Below are 18,477 nucleotides of genomic sequence, written 5' to 3'. Positions count from 1 at the left end.
TGGCGTTATGTGCTTGCCGGATGAACGGCGATGCGGCCAGAGCGAAATTGCACCGACGCGAGCAACAACCGTCACCGCGAAGATAACCGGTTACCCGACGGACGGTTCGATTCCGGCCCGGGCAGCTTACCTGTCGCAGCTTAGCCCTGCTTCTGGAGTAAAAGATGGGATTTCCGATGCGTTGCGGATTGCCAACATGGCCTTGGGACCGTCATCCGGATATGCACAGACGTCCCATGCGGCCTGTTGACACGGGGTGCGCCCTGCGCAATTATGCCACAGTACGCTCGATAGACCGTAGCAGATTAGGCGATACGCTAATGTCTCAAGGATTAGGCGCAGTAGCCTTGGAGCCCTACCGGGCGCGCATCCTGATCGTCGACGAAGACGAGGTTGCGGCGCGCTCGCTGGCCATGGCCCTGGAGCAAGAGGGTTTCGACTGCGACGTCTGCCCGAGCGCCGAAGGGGCGCTGGCCGCTGCCGAACAGGGATGCGAGGTCATCCTTGCCGCCGTGCGCACGCACGGGCTAGACGGCCTGGATCTGCTGCGGCGGGTGCGGGGTCGGCGGCCGGATATCGCGGTCGTCCTGATGGCTAGCGAGCCCAGCGTGACCTCGGCCGTGGCCGCGATGCGCGAGGGGGCCTTCGACTATCTGACCAAGCCCCTCAATGCCGACGAGCTGAGCAAGATTCTGACGCGGGCGATCGAGATGGGGTCGCTCCAGCGCGAGAACCGCCGCCTGCGTCAGCAGCTCGACGTCGCCAGCACGGCCGCCGCCTTTATCGCCGAAAGCTCGCAGAGCAAGAACCTAGTCGCGATGGTGCGCCGGGTGGCGCCCTCGCGTTCGACCGCGCTTATCGAAGGCGAGAGCGGGACCGGCAAGGAGCTGGTCGCCCGCATGCTTCATTACTGGAGCCATCGCGCGGAGGGCCCATTCGTCGCGGTCAACTGCAAGGCCTTCGCCGAAGGCGTAGTCGAAAGCGAACTCTTCGGCCATGAGAAAGGTTCGTTCACGGGCGCGATCGCGGCGCGCGCCGGGTGCTTCGAGCGCGCCTCGGGCGGCACCTTGTTCCTAGACGAAATCGCCGAGGCCGGCACCGACTTCCAGGCCAAGCTGTTACGCGTGCTTGAAGACGGAGAGGTGCTGCGGGTGGGCGCCTCCAAGCCGCGCAAGGTTGATGTACGGATCGTCGCGGCCACCAACCGCGTCCTGCGCAACGAGGTCGCGGCCGGACGCTTCCGCGCCGACCTGTACTTCCGCCTCAACGTTATCCCGGTCAAGATCGCGCCGCTGCGCGAGCGCCGCGAAGACATCCTGCCGCTGGCGCGCCATTTCCTGGCCTTCTACACCGCACAGGCCGGTCGCCCGATCACACTCTCGCCCGAGGCCGAGCGCACGCTGCTCACCTACTCGTGGCCAGGCAACGTCCGCGAGCTGGAAAACGTGATCGAGCGTGCGGTGGTGATGAGCGGAGCGGAGGTGCTTACACCCGACGCGTTTGCCCTCGACGGCAGCATCGAACCGGCGGCCGAAAGCGATGAGCCCGCGGCGCCCAACGAAACCCTCCAGGCCTATCTCGACCGCGCCGCCGTCGCGCGCATTCGCGCGGCGCTCGACGCGGCCAAAGGTAACCGCGCGGTCGCGGCAACCACGCTCGGCGTGGATCGCACCACCCTCTACCGCCTCATGAAGCGTCTCGGCCTGTAGCCAGGCCGCAGCGCAATCAACTGATCGACTGGATTCGTCCTTGCGCCGCGCGCGTCCGCGCTGACACAAGCAGGACGCGCGCGGCGCCTTTTGCGGGCCTCTCCAAAAAGGCAGAGGCCGCGCAGGCCCTCCACCGGACATGCGCGGCCTCTGAAAGATCGGCCGCGGGTGGGCCCGCCGCCTCGGGCTCAGCCGCCACCGCCGCCGAGCGTGCGGAGGATCTGGATAATCGCCGGTCCCACGATCACCAGCAGCATCGCGGGCAGCACGAACAGCACCAGCGGGAACAGGATCTTGATCGTGGTGCGCTGCGCCATCTCCTCCGCGCGCAGCCGCCGCCGCGTGCGCAGCGCGTCCGAGCTGGCGCTTAGCGCGGGGGCGATCTGCGCCCCAAGCTGCTCGCTCTGAATGAGCGTCGCGGCGAGCGGCTTGATGTCCTCGACCGCGGTGCGTTCGGCAAGGTTGCGCAACGCCTGACCGAGCGAGGCGCCAGCCGAAATCTCCGACGCCACCAAAGCCAGCTCGCGACCGATCTCCTGCTTCTGGCGCTCGCTTTCGGTGCCGACAATCTTGATTGCCTCGAACAGGCCGAGCCCCGCCTCAACGCACACCACCAGCAGGTCGAGCACATCGGAGAGCTGTCGCGCGATCGCGTTTTGGCGTTTACGTGCGCGCCGCCCGACGTAGTAGCTCGGCAGAAAAAGCCCGATGCCGAAGCCGCCGAGGCCGAAGAGCAGCACCGAGGAGGTGTTGTGCACGATGATTCCAATCAAGGCTCCGATCAGGGCGAACACCGCGCCGCTGCCGAAGCGGATGACCTGAAACATCTGCGGCATCGTGGACTTCAGATAGCCGGCCTGGATCAGGGTGCGCGCCAGCTTCTCTCCTTCGGGCGTGTCCGGCTTGGGGACCGGCACCCGTTTGGCCGCCCACTGCAAAATCAAACGCGACAATCCGTGGACGTCCTCCTCGGTATCCTCCCAGACGCCCTGCGCGGCGCGCACTCTGAGCGCGAGGTCGGCGAAGCGCTCCTCAAGCGCGCGATGGCTGCCGTAAAGGGCGTGGTAGACCGCCGTCGCCGCGACTCCCGCCATACACAAAACGATGAGGCTGACCAAAAGTGGAGTCATAAATTCACCCCGCGGGGATAGGCGCCGCTCAGTAGTCCAGCCGCAGGAGCCGGCGGATAGTGATGAAAGCGAAAAGGTCGAGGCCACCCGCTACCTTGAGCAACTTGATCCCGGTCGGATCGAAGAACAGTTCGTCGGCGTACTGGCGGTTGATCAGGCTGAAGGCGCCGAGCACCACGATCGGCAGGCAGCCCACGATCATGCCGCCCAGGCGCGACTGCGCGGTTAGCGCACGGATTTGCAGGCGCAGGCGTTGGCGCGTGCGCACGATCTCGGCCAGTCGCCCGACTATCGCCGCCAAGCTGCTGCCGACTTCGCTCTGGACCTTGACCGCCACCACCAGGAGCCGCAGGTCGTCCTCCGGCACTCGCTTGAGCATGTCCTCGAGCGCACGTGGCAGCGGCAGCCCGATCCGGGTCTGTTCGAGCACGGTGCGGAACTCGCCGCCAAGCGGGTCGCCGAACTCTTGCACCACGACCTGCAGGCCGCGGTTAAGCGAATGGCCCGCCTCGAGCGAGGACTTGATAAGGTCGAGGGCGAACGGCAGCTGCGCGACGAACGCCCTCATCCGGCGTGTACGCCGGAAGCGGATGTACATGATCGGCAGCGAACCCAGCCCGGCTCCAAGCAGCAGGGCGCCCAGAAGCCATCCTTTGAGCAACAATTCGCCGAGGAAAAAGCCGGCGAGGAACAGCAGCGAGATGATGAGGACCATCTCGGAGACCCGCATGTACAGGCCCGCCTGCCACATCATCTTCTCCAGCGTACGCAGCAGGTTGAATTCCCTGAAGGTGCTGAAGAACGAATGCTCCTCGGGCTTGCGCCGGCGGGTGATGTCGACATCGATGTCGTCCATCGGCCGACTCATCCGGCGCATGACCTGGCGGTTCTGCTCGGTAGTTTCGCTGATCCAGCTCGAACTGAGCAGAACGACGATAAAGACGAAAGCAAAGACCGCGCTGGCAGCTATCAGGCTCATCGCCTCCCCCAATTGTCAATCCATGCTGTAGCCGTAGGCTTCGACCCGCTCCTTGTAAGCGGAACGGATGCCGGTCTTGCGGAACTGGCCGAGCACCTTGCCCTGGGCGTTGATGCCGGTCCGGTGGAATTCGAAGAGGTCCTGCATCATGACCATGTCGCCTTCCATCCCAACGAGCTCGGAGATGCGCAGGACCTTGCGCGAGCCGTCGGACAGACGTGATACGTGCACGATGAGGTTGAGCGCGGAGGCGATCTGCTGGCGCATCGCGCGCTGCGGGATGGACCATCCCGCCAGCAACATCATCATCTCGAGCCGGCTCAGGCTGTCGCGCGGAGTGTTGGCGTGGACGGTGGCGAGCGAACCGTCGTGGCCGGTCGACATCGCCTGCAACATGTCGAAGACTTCGCCGCCGCGCACCTCGCCGACAATGATCCGGTCGGGCCGCATGCGCAGCGAGTTGCGTACCAGATCGCGCTGGGTGACTTCGCCCTTGCCTTCGACGTTGGGCGGGCGGGTCTCCAGCCGCACCACGTGCGGCTGCTGCAACACGAGCTCGGCCGAGTCTTCGATCGTTACCACGCGCTCATCGACCGGAATAAAGGCCGATAGGCAGTTGAGCATGGTGGTCTTGCCCGAGCCGGTACCGCCGCAGACCAGGATGTTGAGTCGGGCGCGGACAATGGCGCGAAGGAATTCGACCATGTCGGGAGTCAGGGTTTCTTTGGCCACGAGGTCGTCCACCGAGTAGCGGCGCTTGCCGAAACGGCGGATCGAGAGCGACGGCCCGTCGAGCGCGAGCGGTGGAATGATGGCGTTGACGCGCGAGCCGTCCGGCAACCGGGCATCGACCATCGGCGAGGCCTCGTCAACGCGGCGCCCGACCTGCGAGACGATGCGGTCGATGATCAGCATCAGATGCTGGTCGTCCTGAAAGCTTACGTCGGTCAGGTAGAGCTTGCCGCCGCGCTCGACGTAGACCTGCGAGGGGCCGTTGACTAGGATGTCGGTGATCTCGTCATCCCACAGCAGCGGCTCGAGTGGACCGAGGCCGAGCAGCTCGTTCTTGATTTCCTCGATAAGCCGTGCGCGGTCGGCGTCGGTGAGCAGACGGCCTTCTTCGTCGAGAATCTCGCTTATTGCGGTGGTGACCTTGGCCGAGGCCATGTTGGCCTCGAGGCTCTCCAGGCGCGAAACGTCGAGCATCTCGAAGAGCCGGTTATGGACGGCGAGCTTGAGCTGCTGGAAACCGTCGGCGAGCACGTTGCGCTCGCGCTTGGGTTGCCCGCCGATAAGCGAGCGCTGTTGCTGCTGCTGCGGCGCGCCTTCCTTCTGCGATATCCGTTCGACCAGTTTCATAAATCACACGACCTTCAGGAGCGGGCACCAAATTTTCCGAGCAGACGCGACATCAGTCCGCGATCCCCCGCCGAGGCCTCGTCGCCGGCGGCCAGCCGCCGCGCGAGATCTTCGTAGGCTTTAGTCAGCGCCGAGTTGGGCGCGCATTGCCAGAGGTCCTGGGCGCGCAACTGCACGCGCTCCAGCGCCTTCTCGTCGCGCGGGATCTTGGCGAAGATCGGGCGGCCCAAAGTGTTGGTGATCTGCTCCTCGCTGATGGGGTGATGGGGAACATAACGGCTGAGGACGAAGTGCGGCTGCACCCCGCTGAGCCCCAGCCGGGCGAACAACTCAATAAACCGCCAGCAGCTTCGCGCGGCTGCGATCGACTGTTCCAGCACGTAGAACAGATGATCGGAGCGCTCCCATACCGCCACCACGTTCTCGTTGATATAGCCGCCGCAGTCCACCACGATGAAATCGAACAGGCGCTTCATCAGGTCCAGCGCCGCGCCCAGCGTCACGTCGGAAACCAGCTCGCTGTCCTCGATCCGCTTGGGCGCCGCCAGCAGGTAGATTCCCGAGCTGTGCTTGGTGAGCGCCGCCTCGAGCTGGATCGAATCAAGTTTCTTATCCTGCTCGGTGAGCGCCATGATCGTGCGCTCGGGCTCCAGATTGAGCGCCACCGCGAGGCTGCCCGACTGCAAGTCAAGATCAACCAGGCCAACCCGCTTGCTCAGCGTATAACGCAACGCCAGTGCGAGGTTGGCCGCGAGGCTGGTCACCCCGACCCCGCCCACGGTGCTCACCACCGAGCATACGATACCGCCGTGTTCGAGCTCCTCGCGCCGATGCGATTCGCTGACCTTGAGCAGCGCGCGCATCGCTTCCCCTGGGTCGAGCGGCAGAAACAGCAACTCATCCGCGCCCGCCCGCAGGATCTGGCGCATCAGCCCAGGCGAGCGCTCGCGCACCAGTGCAAAGAGCGCCGGCCGCGGCGAGCGCTCGGCCTCCTTCTGAAGATAGTTCAACGACGCCTCTTCGTTGCCGTTGAACACCACCATCGTGACGTCCGCAGGCGCGGTTCCGTTGCTGCTCTCGGAACCCGCCGCCGGCGAGGCGGCGTAAATTTCCAGCGGCGGGTCGCCGCCGAGCGCCTCCAAGGCGCTGGTAACTTCGGCTCGCCGTTCCTCGTCCTCGCCGATCAGCAGGACGCGCAGCGCACCCTTGCGCCCTTCGGTCTTTCGGCCTAGCACTGCCACAGGTTGCTCCCAGAATGCACCACTCCCTTGTTAGAAGCGCGGGCGGGCGGCACTGGGCGGATAAACCCTCCTCGTCTGGACTTCACTGTCAGTGAGCGGACCACGGTCGGTGGGCAACACCACCTGGCCGTTGGCGGGCACCGGTGCCACCAACTGTGGAGTCACCGTCATGACCAGGTCGGTGTTGGTGTTGCTGTAGGCCGTATTGCGGAACAGCCCCCGCACGAGCGGAATATCGCCGAGGTAGGGCACCTTGTTGACCTGCTCGCGCTTCTCGTTGAGCAGCAGACCGGCGATAATCAGGGTCTGGTTGTTCTTCAGCCGTACCATCGTCTCCGCGCGCCGTGTGATGAAGGCCGGGATTGAAAAGCCGAACAGCTGCACGCCGTGCGCGAAGTCGGGCTCGGAAACCTCGGGCTTGACCTTCAGCTCGATGTCATCCTGGCCGACCACCGTCGGCACGAATGCTACCGAAGTACCGAACTGCTTGAAAACGATCGAGGTGTTGAGCGCCTGGGCGATCACGATCGGAATCTCGCCACCCGAGAGGAACTCGGCCTTCTCGCCCGAGTTCGCCAGCAAATGCGGCTCGGCCAGGATTCTAGCCAGTTGATGGGTTTCAAGGAACTGGAAGAAGCTCTGGGTGTTGATGTTGTCGTTGGACGCCGCCAAGCCGTAGGTCAGGTTCTGCGAGAGCAACAACGGAATGATCGTACCTTCCGCGGGCAGCGTGCCGTTCGCGCTCGAGGAAACCGTCACCGGCGGATTGGACGAGATCAGCGCGTTAGCGGTCAGTGGGCTGGTCGCGGTGTACGGGGTCGCCACACCGCCGACCATGTTGACGAACGAAACGTTCCATCGCGGCAGCGCAAAGGAGAAGTTGATCCCGAAGGCCTCGGTGTTCGAGCGGTTGATCTCGGCCACGATCACGTTGAGCAGCACTTGCTGCTTGCCGCTGGCGTCGACGCGAATCTGACGCTCGACGTAGCGGCCCTGCGTGTCCCACACCGCCAGCGTAGTGAACCCGGGCTGATGGCCGACCAGGTTGAGTTCGTAGGGGTTGATCACCTGGATGTCGGCGACTTTGCTGTCGGCTACCGAGACGCGCCGAATGCGGGTCGGAAAATCCACCACCTCCGACGTTCCCACCATCATGTCGATGCCTTCGTCAGGCAAAAAGTGCTTCTCGCCCGAGGGCGGTAGCGGAGGCGGGATCACCGCCGGCGGATTGGTGCTGAATTTCTCGATCGGCGCCTGCACTGCGGCTACCGTCTGGCTGGGCGCCATGGTGGCGCCCGCCTCAGCCCGCGCGGCCGGTGCGCTCGTGCCAGCCGCCGACGGATCGGCGCTGGGTGCGGATGCCGCCGCAAGCGCCGTGGCGCCCGCCGCAGGCTTGGGCGCCGTACCCGGGGTTCGAGAATCCGCCGAGGCGTCGCTGGCCATGGGCGCTACGGGCGCGGCTGAAGCCACTTTCACCGGTTCGACCGTGCTCGACGGTGCGGCGGCCGCGGAGGAATCCGTGGGCGCGCCCGACGCGCTCGCCGTCGAGCCCGAAGCGGAATCAGCGCCCGTCGGCGAGGTCTTGGCTGCGGCACTGGCCGCCATCGCAGCGTGGGTCCCCGCCACCGAGCCGCTTCCGACGTCGCCTGGCTTGGCTATGGGAGCGGCCGTCGCGGTTTCTGGCCGCGACGAGCCTTCGCCCGCCGTAGGCGCCGAATCCGCATGTGCGGCGGCCGCCGCGGGCTTGGCGAGCGCTTTAACATCGACTGCGTAGGTGACCTTGTCGCCGTCAGCGAGCGTAACGTCGATGTTCCAGGCGCCCGGCTCGGCGCCGAGCAGGACCATTTTGCCCGGCGCGTCGCTGTTGACCACCATCGCGTGCGGATTGTCGAGCACCTTGACGCCCGGGGTCGAGTCCTTGGCGATATTGTCAATCGTGTAGCTCTCCCCCGCGTTGAGCGCCACCGAGACTTTGCGATGCGAGGCGGCCACCGCCGGCCGCCCGGCCACCATCAGTGCCGCCACAGCCGCAGCTGCAACCAGCAGGCGGCGCGGAAAAGCGGTACCGTACGAAGCGCGCGCGGCGCGCGCGCTTTCTTTTATTGCTTTGACCATCGTCCCATCCTCCCCCTGACTCACGGAACGTCGATAGTCTTCGAATTAGGCTCCGAGGCGAATGGAATCGCGCCTGGCGCACTCGAAGCAAAGCCCACGCTGTCCGACGGCGAGGCCGCACGGCCGCGGGGCGCGCCGGCGGATGGGCGCGCGCCAGTGGCCGCTACTGCCGCCGCCGGCCGCGATTCAACCGCGGGAGTCGCCGCCTCGATCCCGGCCGTTTCGAACTCTGCGGCGGCCGAGCCCACGGTGGTGTTGTTCAGGCTTGACGCGTTACGCGCGCTGCGGCCGTGCACGAAGGAAATCGATTCGCTCTTGTTGCCATCGCGCAGAATTTCGATCTTGACCGCCTTGGGACGCGCATGGCGCGGCGCAGCGACACGTGACACTGCAGGCGCCTGCTGCGCAATCAGCGGCGGCGCATTGGTGCCGCGCAGCAAGGCCGGCACGTTGGCGCCGTTGGTCATCACAACCTTGGTGTCTTCGTAGTTGCGCAGCGCCAGACGCAGATTGCCCTCGCGGCTGGCCAGAGCCAATCGCTCGGCTTCCTCCGGCGTGACCAGCAAGGTGACAACCTTGACCACTTTCGGCTCGTCCTTGCCCTGTTCGATCTCCTGCGCCACCGCCAGCGTTTCGACGTTTTGCAGAACGATCTTGGAGAAAGGCTGGTTGTTGGTGGCCGGATCCTGGAGCGCCACGAGGACATCGACATGCGCGCCGGGCAGAACGAAGCCCGCGATGTCACTGACTTCGTCCACCGGCACCGACATCGCGCGCATCCCCGGCGGGATCAATAGTGGCATCACGCCCGCAGTCTTCACGCCTGTGAACAGGCGGTTGCCGACGATCGGCTCGTTCTCGACGAAGGGCGTTTTGGTGAACTTGCCGATCACCGCGGAAACGTCAGTGAACGCGCCAGGCGGCACGCTGTCGCGTGACCACCGGGTGAGCTTGACCGCCGCCGGATCAAGCTTGGTGCCGATATGGAGATCGTGCGCAGCCACCACCACGTTGACCGACTGCGCCATCGCCTCCTGGACTTCGCGCTCGCGCCGCTTGAGCGCCGAGTAGACGACCAGTGCAGCCACCAGCGCCGCGACGCCGGCGAGCATCATGAACAACAGCGATCGTCTCATCTGACCCCTCCCCCCCGAGATGCGGGCGGCCCCCCCACCGGGGCCGGTCTATAAAAACGCTCGATACATTCGCGCGCGTGTGCGCCCCTATTCCGTCATCGCCGTCTCGGTGCTGCTCAGCTGAGTTGGAAAAACGACCCCGAGAAAGTTCTGCGACAGGAACAACAGATTGCTCGCGTCGAAGCAGAGTGATACCTGCACCGGGTCGCCGAAGTTGCGAGTCCCGCAGGCACCACCGCTGCACGTCATCTGGACACCGACCGCACCACCACTTGCCGGACAGCTGGTGCAGCTGACGCCATTCTTGGTAATGGTGGGCGAGCCGACGCCGGCCATGTACGTGGCGACCTGACTGCAGCTCGCGCTGCTGTTCACCGCGGCGTAACGCGCGCCTTGGTAGTTCATCTGGCCCAATGCCAAGGCGGCCTGACCGATGACGGCCATCTGTACCGCGGCGAACAATACGATCATCGCCACGATCATCACCAGCGCAAATTCGACCGCGGCCTGGCCCCGATTTCGCGCTATCCGGTGCGATCCAGAAATCGTTCCTGTGAAGCGACGCCGTGGCGCATTTTCTGTCATAGCGGTAGTAGCCTCTGAGGATGCGAACGAAGGGTCACTTGGAACCGCCTTGAAGCTGACACCGCCTATCTGGCCTACCTTTAGTTCCACAAACTATGGGGTTAACCAGTCGGAAGCAAGACCGTGTCAGTTGGAGCTTCGAAAGACATCTGGCCTCAGCAAACCACCCCACCATTCGCCGAATCTTAGCCAGAGCATAGCGCGATGACGCTGTCGGCGCGACAGCACGTTTTGACGGCGGCGAGCGATGATGGCCCTTCCTGTACGCATTTCTCGCGAAGTACTTTTTGAGACCCTTCGGTGACTATGAGCCTTGACGTTGGGCGCGACGGAGCGCGAGCTCCGTCGTACCCGAGGGGGAATTATGCGTTCGACAAAGTCGAGTCGACGCCGCTGGCAAGCGTGCTGATGCTCTGGCCCATGATCTCGTAGGCGGCAAAGACGACGATCGCGATGGCGGCCACGATGAGCGCGTACTCGGTCATGTCCTGACCGCGCTCCAGACGAACCAGACGCTCACGCGTACGAATGAACCATTTTCCTACCAGTTCCATAACATCCCTCCTGCGGGACGATGTTACGCAAGGTACTTTATTATGTCAAGTTATCTTAATTCATTTTTAAGAGCGTCATTCTGCTTCAAAGAGAAATGTCTGCCGAGCCCTAACCTGTGCTACTGCGGCGCTCAAAGCCCGATTCTTTGGCGAGACCTAGCTAGCCGTCGATGATTTAAGATTAGCAAGCGCAAAGGCATCCCTGAGCAGCGCTTCATTGCAGCTGAGCGTCATATCTTTCTCTGATGAAGCTGGCTTGGCGGTAATTGATGGTGGAGCTGCGGGAACCGCTATTCCGCGGCTTTTTCTTATGGTGGCGGTCGCTCTCGCGGTCACGAAATCGGTGTGGGTGCGGCTCAAATCACCAAAGACGTAGTGGATTTTCCGCTTCATCACGATTGTAAGCGAACGGCGATCGGCTGAAACCTGCTCGTACACGACCCGCGACTTCGGCTCCCGAAAGGTTGCGTAGCGCAAGGCGAGCTTCGCCGCGTTGGCAGGATCGTGTGGCAGATAGGCGACTCCGAGCAGAACGGCGCCGTCCGCGACCTCCTGCAGAGCGATGCGCTGCCGGTAAACGCTGGCGCTCGCGCCACCCAGAGACACGGCTCCGACGATCAGCGGCAATGCAAGGGTGATTGCGATAGTACTATGGCCTTTGGTCAACTCCCTCATCGAACCTCCCCTCCGATGCCCACAGCACTCCCCCATCCACGACACGGGAACAGGGACGCCCATGCAGATCGCGCGCCATCGCCGCTCGCCACAATCACTACAGATTGGCGCGATTAGCGACAGCGAACGTTCCGCCGTCGCACCAAGGCCGGTTGCAGGCGCGCAACAGCTTCCTGGCTCGAGGAGCGCCTCTCGCCTGCCCTTTTTCAGATGCTCCGGTTCTTACGGGCTAGTGGCCCGGAGGACAATCACAAAGCTGTATGGGGTACTGCGCAGGTCTGGCGGGACCCGGCGGGCGGCCATCGGACCGCCCGCCGGGCAAAAACATGGAACCGTTTCTTCGAGGCTTGCTTACGCGTTCGTCAGTGAGGAGTCGACACCGCTGGCCAGCTTGCTGATGCTCTGGCCCATGATCTCGTAGGCGGCGAAGACGACGATCGCGATGGCGGCCACGATGAGCGCGTACTCGGTCATGTCCTGACCGCGCTGGAAGCGGGCAACGCGCTCGCGGGCCTTGAGGTACCACCTGTTCAGAAACTCCATTCGACTCTCCTCCTTGCTTTCCTTTTTATCCGAGCTGGAGTGCTCCAGCATCGGTTCTATCGCTGCTCGGCTAACCAATCCGGCCTTGAGATGCGTCACTGTCTTCATGGCATCGCCTCTCGCAGCATCATTCTTCTATACTAATTTTAACGTGCTATCAAGTACTAAACTGCTTCTGCTTTTGGCTAGACTTGGCGTTGTCTGATAGCACCAACCATGCCAGCGATTTTTTTGACCCTATCCCTGATGATTTCTGTCGCCATTTAGCGCGACGAGTAACCAAAAGTTGCATTCTCGCAACCGCCGAAATGGCTGCAGCGCAACCGCGGTTTTTGCGAAATAATGGCGAAATCGATTGCAAAACAACGATTTTTGAGCGGAAATCTCTGCCACACTCAGCCGTGTTCGATCACGACCTGATCTCCGACCTCGGTGCCGCTGCGCCCGACCCCGCCGGCCGCCAGTTCGAGCGCCCTGCGCGCGCCCCAGACCAAAGAAGAGAACCGCCACGGCCGCAGATTACGATTGATCTTGATCACGACGCCGCGCCGGTCGAGGAAGACGATGTCGATCGCGAAACGCATGAACATCATGTGCATCCACATAAACGGCTCCCAGCGCCCGGCCTCGAACAGCATCCCCGCGTCAGCCTCCAGCGCGTCGCGGCCAAGCAATCCGCGGCTCTTGCCGCTAACGCCGCCCGCGTCCTCCAAGCGCGCGCAAAGCACAGTGCCACGAGTTTGATTGATCGCGCGCATGCCGCTCGCTGCCATATGGTTCCTCTCTCCTCTCCGCTCCGCTCGCGCGTCTGCGTGTGGCGCAACCACGCGGGCGCCATTCGCCGACGAGGCGGCCTGTCTCAGGGAAAGTTCATGTAATACAATCGCCGTGCGATCAATGCGCTATCTGCCCGTATTCCTCAGAGTCGACGGCCGCCGATGTGTCGTGGTCGGCGGCGGCGCAGCGGCCGAACGCAGGGTGCGCGACCTGCTGGAGACTGACGCGCAGGCCGTACTGGTCGGCGCCGCGATCACGCCGGCACTTGCCGCGATGGCGAAGGCCGGCACTTTGGTCTATCGCGGCCCTGATTTTCAAGCTAGCGACCTCGACGGCGCCGCGCTGGTCTATGTAACAAGTGACGACCGCACGCTCGCTGGCGCAGTGGTTGCGGAAGCAAATCGGCGCGGCATCCCGGTCAACGTCGCCGACGCGCCCGAGGCGTGCAGCTTTATCTCGCCGGCGGTGATGCGGCGCGGGGCCTTGCAAATAGCGGTCTCGACCTCGGGCGCCAGCCCCGCGACGGCGCGCCGGTTGCGCGCCGAGCTGGAATCACGCTTCGGACCCGAATACGCGCCGGCGCTCGAGCTGATGCGCGCGGCGCGCCGCCTGCTGCGCGAGCGTGAACCTGATCCTCAACTTCGCGCGCGCAAGCTCAAACGGCTGGCCGAGTCCGATCTCGCGAACTGTATCGCGCGCGGCGAATCGGAGCGGATCGAACGGCTGCTCGTCGAGTGCGTCGGCTTCGGGGCGGTTGAACTCGGCATCGACCCGGCATTATTTAACATCGGGCGCGGGCGCGACGAGCGCGCCGCGCGCTGAATCCATACCGCCGCGATGAACACGACGATCTGGTTGCCGCCTGCCCTGGTCTGCTACGCGCTGAGCGCCGCGGGATTCGTGGGCGGGCGAGTTACGAACCGCACGCGATGGTCGGAGCAGGCGGTGCCGCTGCTCGGCGCGGCGGTCCTGTTCCATACGCTCGACCTGGTGGTGGGAGCCCTGGCGGCCGGCAACATCCCGGTCACCAACTTCGCGCAGTCGCTGTCCTTCCTGGCCTGGCTTACGGCGATCGTAAGCCTCGCGCTGATCGTGCGCATGCGCATCCAGGTGCTCGGCGCCTTCGTCGCGCCCGGCGTGCTGCTGGCCGCGGGCGCGGCGTACGTCCTGACGCGTCCCGGGCGCCTGATAATCCCCCAGAGCCTGCGCAGCGCGTGGCTGCCGGTGCATGTGACGCTCGCCTTTCTCGGCGACGCGCTGTTCGTGGTCGCCGCCGGGGTCAGTCTCGCCTACCTGGTGTACGAATCGCGGCTGAAGGCGAAGCGCCCGTTGGCGCCGGCGGGCCAGCCGGTGCCGAGCCTCGAGAAGCTCGACCGCATCAACTACCGCCTGCTGGAGTGGGGCTTCGTGATGCTCTCGCTGGCGATCGTCAGCGGCGCGATCTGGGCTGAGGCGACCTGGGGGCATTTCTGGTCGTGGGAGCCGCAGGAGTCGTGGTCGCTGCTGACGTGGCTGTTGTACGCGGCGCTGCTCGAATCGCGGATCACGGTGGGATGGCGCGGCCGGCGCGCGGCGGCGCTGACGTTGGCGGTCTTCACGGTCCTGCTCGGATCGTTCCTGGGCGTAAGCCTGGTCTTTCCCGGCAAGCATGGAGGCACTTTCGGCTAGGCGATGGACGAAGCGCTGCTCATCGTCGGCGTCAACTATCGCACCGCGCCGGTCGCGGTCCGCGAGCGGCTGGCCTATCCCGACCAGGAGATCGTTGCGGCCCTGGGCCGGCTCAAGCTGCGCGCGCCGGCGCTCAGCGAAGCCGCGCTGATCTCGACCTGCAACCGCGTCGAGATCGTCGGCGTCTCCGCCGAGCCTGCGCGCGCGGGCGCCGAGGCGGCCGACTTCCTCGCCGCCGACCGCGATGTGGATGCGGCATTGTTCCGGCCCGCGCTTTACCGCTTCGAGGGGCGCGAAGCCGCCCGCCATCTGTTCCGCGTCGGCGCGAGCCTTGACTCGATGGTGGTCGGCGAGCCGCAGATCCTGGGCCAGCTCAAGACCGCCTATGCGCAGGCGGCCGAAGCCCACAGCGTGGGCCTGGTGCTCCATCGCGCCTTCCATCGCGCCTTCTCGGTGGCCAAACGCGTGCGCAAGGCGACGTTCATCGGGCGCGGCTCGGTGTCGGTCAGCTCCGCCGCCGCGCGCCTTGCGGGACGGATCTTTGACACTCTGGCCGACAAGACCGTGATGCTGATGGGCGCGGGGCAGATGGCCGAACTGACCGCGCGCCAGTTGCGCGGTCTCGGCGCCGAGACTTTGCTGGTGACCAGCCGCACGTTTGATAACGCGGTGGCGCTGGCGCGTTCGCTGGGCGGTACCGCGGTTCCGTTCGAAAACCATCGACCCTACCTCAAGCTCGCCGACATCGTGATCGGTTCGCTCGCCGCAGCTCGTCCGGTGCTTGAGTCCGCCGACCTGGAGGCGATCCTGCGCGAGCGGCGCTACCGCCCGATGTTCCTGATCGACGTTGGAGTGCCGCGCAATTTCGACGCGAGCCTTAACGCGCTGGAGAACGTTTACCTCTACGACATCGACGATCTCGGCGCGGTGGTCGCGGAGTCGCGCGATGAGCGGGCGCGCGAGGCCGACAAGGCCGAGGCGATCGTCGCCGCCGAGCTTGACTCCTTCATGCGCTGGATGAGCGGCCTGGAGCTGGTGCCCGCAATCAAGGACATCCGCGTGAGTATCGAGCAACTGCGCGAGGCCGAGCTCGGACGCCACCGCGCATGGCTGGCCGGGCTCGAGCCCGCCGAACGCGCGCGCATCGAGTCACTCACCCGCGCGCTCGTCAACAAGCTGCTCCATCGCATCCTGAGCGGCCTGCGCGGCGCTGGCGGCGGCGTTCCCGACCCGGCCTACACCGCCGAGGTGGCGCGCCGGCTGCTCTGCGGCGAGCTGGCAGGCGGAGCGCTGGCGCTCGACGCGCCCGCCGGCGCCGCGCTCGACCTCGATGACGACGACGAAAAATCGTGAACGGCGCGGCGTCCGCGCACGCCGCTGAGATCAGGGATGGCCACGCTGCGCATCGGTTCCCGCCCGAGCGCGCTCGCGCTCGCCCAGGCCGCGCTCGTGCGCAGCGAGCTCGCCGCGCTGATGCCGTCGGTGGAGATCGAAATCGTCCCAATCCGCACCAGCGGCGACAAGCTCGGCAGCGCCGCGCTGGCGCAGGTCGGGGGCAAGGGGCTCTTCGTCAAGGAGCTCGAGCAGGCGCTGGCGGAGCGCCGGATCGATCTGGCCGTGCACTCGATGAAGGATCTGCCGGCGGTGGCCGCACCGGGGATGGAGATCGCGGCGGTGCCCGAGCGCGCCGATGCGCGCGACGCGCTGCTGATGCGCGCCGCCGGCGGCGGCGCGCATCAGCAGCCCGCGCCCGGCATTCCGGCGGCCGACGCGATGCCGGCCGCCCAAGCGTTGGCCCCGCTCGCGCGCGGCGCGCGCCTGGGTACCTCGTCCCCCCGCCGGCGCTTCGAGGCGCTGCGCATCCGCGCCGACCTCGACGTCGGAGCGCTGCGCGGCAACGTCGATACGCGTCTGGGACGCCTCGTGGCGGGCGACTTCGACGCGATCATCCTTGCGATGGCGGGGCTGGCACGGCTGGCGCGCGCGCGCCCCGCCGGCGTCACGCTCTTCCCGCTCGACGAGCGCGACTTCGTCCCCGCTGGCGGGCAGGGCGCACTCGCGGTCGAGGCGCGCGCCGGCGAGCCGCTGGGCGGCTCGGCCGAGCTCGCCGCCGCGCTCGCCAGGCTCGATGATGCGCGCGCGCGGCGCGAAGTCAGCGCCGAACGCGGCTTTCTGGCCGCGCTCGGCGCCTCGTGCGTCTCGCCGGTCGGCGTGCGCGCCCGCCTCGATAACGGCGTCCTCAACGTGCGCGCGCTCGTGTTCAGCGTCGACGGCGCCCGCCACCTGGCCGACGAATTGAGCGAAGCGCGGGCAGCGGATGCGTCGCCCGCGCGGGCCGCCGAGGCAGGCGCGCGGCTGGCGCGGCGGATGCTGGAGCGCGGCGGACGCGAGCTGCTCGGCGATGGCTGAGCGGGCGGGAAAGGTTTACCTGGTCGGTGCAGGACCCGGCGCGCCCGACCTGATCACGCTGCGCGCTGAACGGACCCTGCGCCGCGCCGAGGTCGTTATCCACGACTCGCTGGTCAGCCCCGAGCTGCTTCTGCTGGCCCCCCAAGCCGCCGAGCTGATTTATGCGGGCAAGCGCGCCGGCGCGCCCGGCAATATCGACCAGGCCGAGCTCAACCGCCTGATGATCGAGCACGCGCGTGCCGGTCGCCGCGTCGTGCGGCTCAAGGGCGGCGACCCCTTCATCTTCGGCCGCGGCGGCGAGGAGGCCGAGGCGTTGAGCGCAGCCGGCGTCGAATTCGAAGTCGTGCCCGGCGTGACCTCGGCGATCGCGGCGCCCGCGTTCGCCGGCATCCCGTTGACCCATCGCCGGGCCGGCTCCTTCGTCGCCTTCCTGACCGCGCATCTGGACGGGCTCAAGCGCGCCGACGGCGGCGGCGCCCCGCTCGACGAGCTTGCCGCCGCGGCGCGCAAGGGCGGCACGCTGGTGCTCTTGATGGCACGGGCGCGGCTGCGTGAAACGCTGGCGCGCTTGACCGCGGCGGGACTCGCGGCGGAGACGCCGGCGGCAATCGTGCAATGGGCGAGCGTGGCGGCGCATCGCGCGCTCATCGCCACGCTCGCCACGCTCGCCGACGAGGCCGAGCGAGCCAATGTCGGCGCGCCGGCGGTGGTCGTCGTGGGCGAGACCGCCGCGATGGGCAAACGGCTCGGATGGTTCGAGCGGATGCCGCTGTTCGGCCGGCGAATCGTGGTCACGCGTGCGCGTTCGGCCGCCTCCGCGTTCGCAAACGGGCTGCGCGCGATGGGCGCCGAGGTGATCGAGTTTCCGACGATCGAGACTGTGGCGCCGGACAGCTACGCCGAAATCGACGCGGCGCTTGCGCGCCTGGACTCCTTCGACTGGGTGATCTTCACCAGCGCGACGGGCGTGGAACGCTTCGTCGATCGGATGCGCGAGCGCGGGGTTGACGTGCGCGCGATGGCAGGCGCGAAGCTCGCCGCGATCGGCCCCGCGACCGCTGCACGCCTCGCCGCCCGTGCGCTGACGGTCGCGGCCCAGCCCCTCGAATATCGCGCCGAGGCGATCCTCGACGCGATCGGCGGCGCACGGCTCGGCGGTGCGCGTATTCTCATCCCCCGCGCTCAAGTCGCGCGCGAGGTCCTGCCCGCGATGCTGCGCGAGGCGGGAGCGCGAGAGGTCATCGTCGCCCCGGTTTACAAAACAGTCGCGCCCGCGCGAGCGCCGGTCGAGCGCGTGCGTGCGCTTGCCGCAGCGGGGGCGATCGACCTTGTCGCCTTCACCAGCTCGAGCACGGTGACCAATTTCTGCGCGATGGTCGGCGAGGCGTCGCGCGGACTGCCGGCGGCGGTTATAGGTCCGATCACCGCCGCGAGCGCGCGCGAGGCCGGCCTTAAGGTCGTCGTCGAAGCCCCGAGCTACACGGTGCCCGCACTCATCGAAGCAATGCGGGATTATCTGGCGCGGAGCGCTGGATAGACCGATGGCAACCTTGGACCGGGCGGCGATGCACACCGCCGGTCCGACTTCGCATAGCGC

Annotated in this window: 17 protein-coding genes; 6 read left to right on the top strand and 11 right to left on the bottom strand. The window is 66.1% G+C overall.

What is annotated here, in order from left to right; translation table 11 throughout:
• Positions 1–320 precede the first annotated feature (320 nt).
• Complete coding sequence (locus tag VFB33_08285) at positions 321–1,709, top strand: sigma-54 dependent transcriptional regulator (GenBank protein ID HZO81681.1); 1,389 nt, start codon at positions 321–323, stop codon at positions 1,707–1,709.
• A 188-nt stretch (positions 1,710–1,897) separates the two neighbouring features.
• Here VFB33_08285 and VFB33_08280 read toward each other — a convergent pair whose 3' ends face one another.
• The 11 genes from VFB33_08280 to VFB33_08230 form a co-directional block, all read right to left on the bottom strand.
• Positions 1,898–2,839, bottom strand: a complete 942-nt coding sequence (locus tag VFB33_08280; GenBank protein HZO81680.1) for a type II secretion system F family protein — start codon at positions 2,837–2,839, stop codon at positions 1,898–1,900.
• Between the two features lie 28 nt (positions 2,840–2,867).
• Positions 2,868–3,818 (bottom strand): type II secretion system F family protein, encoded by a 951-nt coding sequence (locus VFB33_08275; GenBank protein HZO81679.1) that lies wholly within the window; start codon positions 3,816–3,818, stop codon positions 2,868–2,870.
• Positions 3,819–3,833: 15 nt separating this feature from the next.
• The gene (locus VFB33_08270) at positions 3,834–5,177 is read right to left on the bottom strand and encodes a TadA family conjugal transfer-associated ATPase (GenBank protein HZO81678.1); all 1,344 of its coding nucleotides are present in this window, start codon (positions 5,175–5,177) and stop codon (positions 3,834–3,836) included.
• A 14-nt stretch (positions 5,178–5,191) separates the two neighbouring features.
• Positions 5,192–6,418 carry an AAA family ATPase gene (locus VFB33_08265; GenBank protein ID HZO81677.1) on the bottom strand — a complete coding sequence of 409 codons (1,227 nt, stop codon included), beginning with the start codon at positions 6,416–6,418 and terminating at the stop codon, positions 5,192–5,194.
• 30 nt (positions 6,419–6,448) lie between these two features.
• Positions 6,449–8,533 carry a pilus assembly protein N-terminal domain-containing protein gene (locus VFB33_08260; GenBank protein HZO81676.1) on the bottom strand — a complete coding sequence of 695 codons (2,085 nt, stop codon included), beginning with the start codon at positions 8,531–8,533 and terminating at the stop codon, positions 6,449–6,451.
• 20 nt (positions 8,534–8,553) lie between these two features.
• Positions 8,554–9,669, bottom strand: a complete 1,116-nt coding sequence (cpaB, locus tag VFB33_08255; GenBank protein ID HZO81675.1) for a Flp pilus assembly protein CpaB — start codon at positions 9,667–9,669, stop codon at positions 8,554–8,556.
• An 87-nt stretch (positions 9,670–9,756) separates the two neighbouring features.
• Positions 9,757–10,254, bottom strand: coding sequence for a TadE/TadG family type IV pilus assembly protein (locus VFB33_08250; protein ID HZO81674.1), 498 nt, complete (start codon positions 10,252–10,254; stop codon positions 9,757–9,759).
• Between the two features lie 362 nt (positions 10,255–10,616).
• Entirely contained in the window at positions 10,617–10,808 is a 192-nt protein-coding gene (locus tag VFB33_08245; protein ID HZO81673.1) for a hypothetical protein, read from the bottom strand.
• Positions 10,809–10,964: 156 nt separating this feature from the next.
• Positions 10,965–11,483 (bottom strand): hypothetical protein, encoded by a 519-nt coding sequence (locus tag VFB33_08240; GenBank protein HZO81672.1) that lies wholly within the window; start codon positions 11,481–11,483, stop codon positions 10,965–10,967.
• Positions 11,484–11,834: 351 nt separating this feature from the next.
• Positions 11,835–12,134, bottom strand: coding sequence for a hypothetical protein (locus VFB33_08235; GenBank protein ID HZO81671.1), 300 nt, complete (start codon positions 12,132–12,134; stop codon positions 11,835–11,837).
• Between the two features lie 287 nt (positions 12,135–12,421).
• Entirely contained in the window at positions 12,422–12,799 is a 378-nt protein-coding gene (locus tag VFB33_08230; GenBank protein HZO81670.1) for a DUF192 domain-containing protein, read from the bottom strand.
• A 124-nt stretch (positions 12,800–12,923) separates the two neighbouring features.
• Here VFB33_08230 and VFB33_08225 point away from each other — a divergent pair, with 124 nt between their 5' ends.
• The 5 genes from VFB33_08225 to cobA are packed head-to-tail and all read left to right on the top strand — an operon-like array spanning position 12,924 to position 18,417.
• Entirely contained in the window at positions 12,924–13,625 is a 702-nt protein-coding gene (locus VFB33_08225; GenBank protein HZO81669.1) for a bifunctional precorrin-2 dehydrogenase/sirohydrochlorin ferrochelatase, read from the top strand.
• A gap of 15 nt (positions 13,626–13,640) precedes the next feature.
• On the top strand, positions 13,641–14,471 hold the full coding sequence (gene ccsB / locus VFB33_08220; GenBank protein HZO81668.1) for a c-type cytochrome biogenesis protein CcsB: 831 nt from the start codon (positions 13,641–13,643) through the stop codon (positions 14,469–14,471).
• Positions 14,472–14,474: 3 nt separating this feature from the next.
• Positions 14,475–15,824: a glutamyl-tRNA reductase gene (gene hemA, locus VFB33_08215; GenBank protein ID HZO81667.1), complete on the top strand. Its 1,350-nt coding sequence runs from the start codon at positions 14,475–14,477 to the stop codon at positions 15,822–15,824.
• Positions 15,825–15,860: 36 nt separating this feature from the next.
• Complete coding sequence (locus tag VFB33_08210; GenBank protein HZO81666.1) at positions 15,861–16,880, top strand: hydroxymethylbilane synthase; 1,020 nt, start codon at positions 15,861–15,863, stop codon at positions 16,878–16,880.
• Positions 16,873–18,417: a uroporphyrinogen-III C-methyltransferase gene (cobA, locus tag VFB33_08205; GenBank protein ID HZO81665.1), complete on the top strand. Its 1,545-nt coding sequence runs from the start codon at positions 16,873–16,875 to the stop codon at positions 18,415–18,417. Before VFB33_08210 ends, cobA begins: the two co-directional genes overlap by 8 nt.
• Positions 18,418–18,477 lie beyond the last annotated feature (60 nt).

Source organism: Candidatus Binataceae bacterium (genome assembly GCA_035650475.1).
Taxonomy (GTDB): domain Bacteria; phylum Desulfobacterota; class Binatia; order Binatales; family Binataceae; genus JAKAVN01.
Note: the sequence above shows the minus strand (reverse complement) of the source record. Positions and strands in the feature narration are given on the sequence as shown.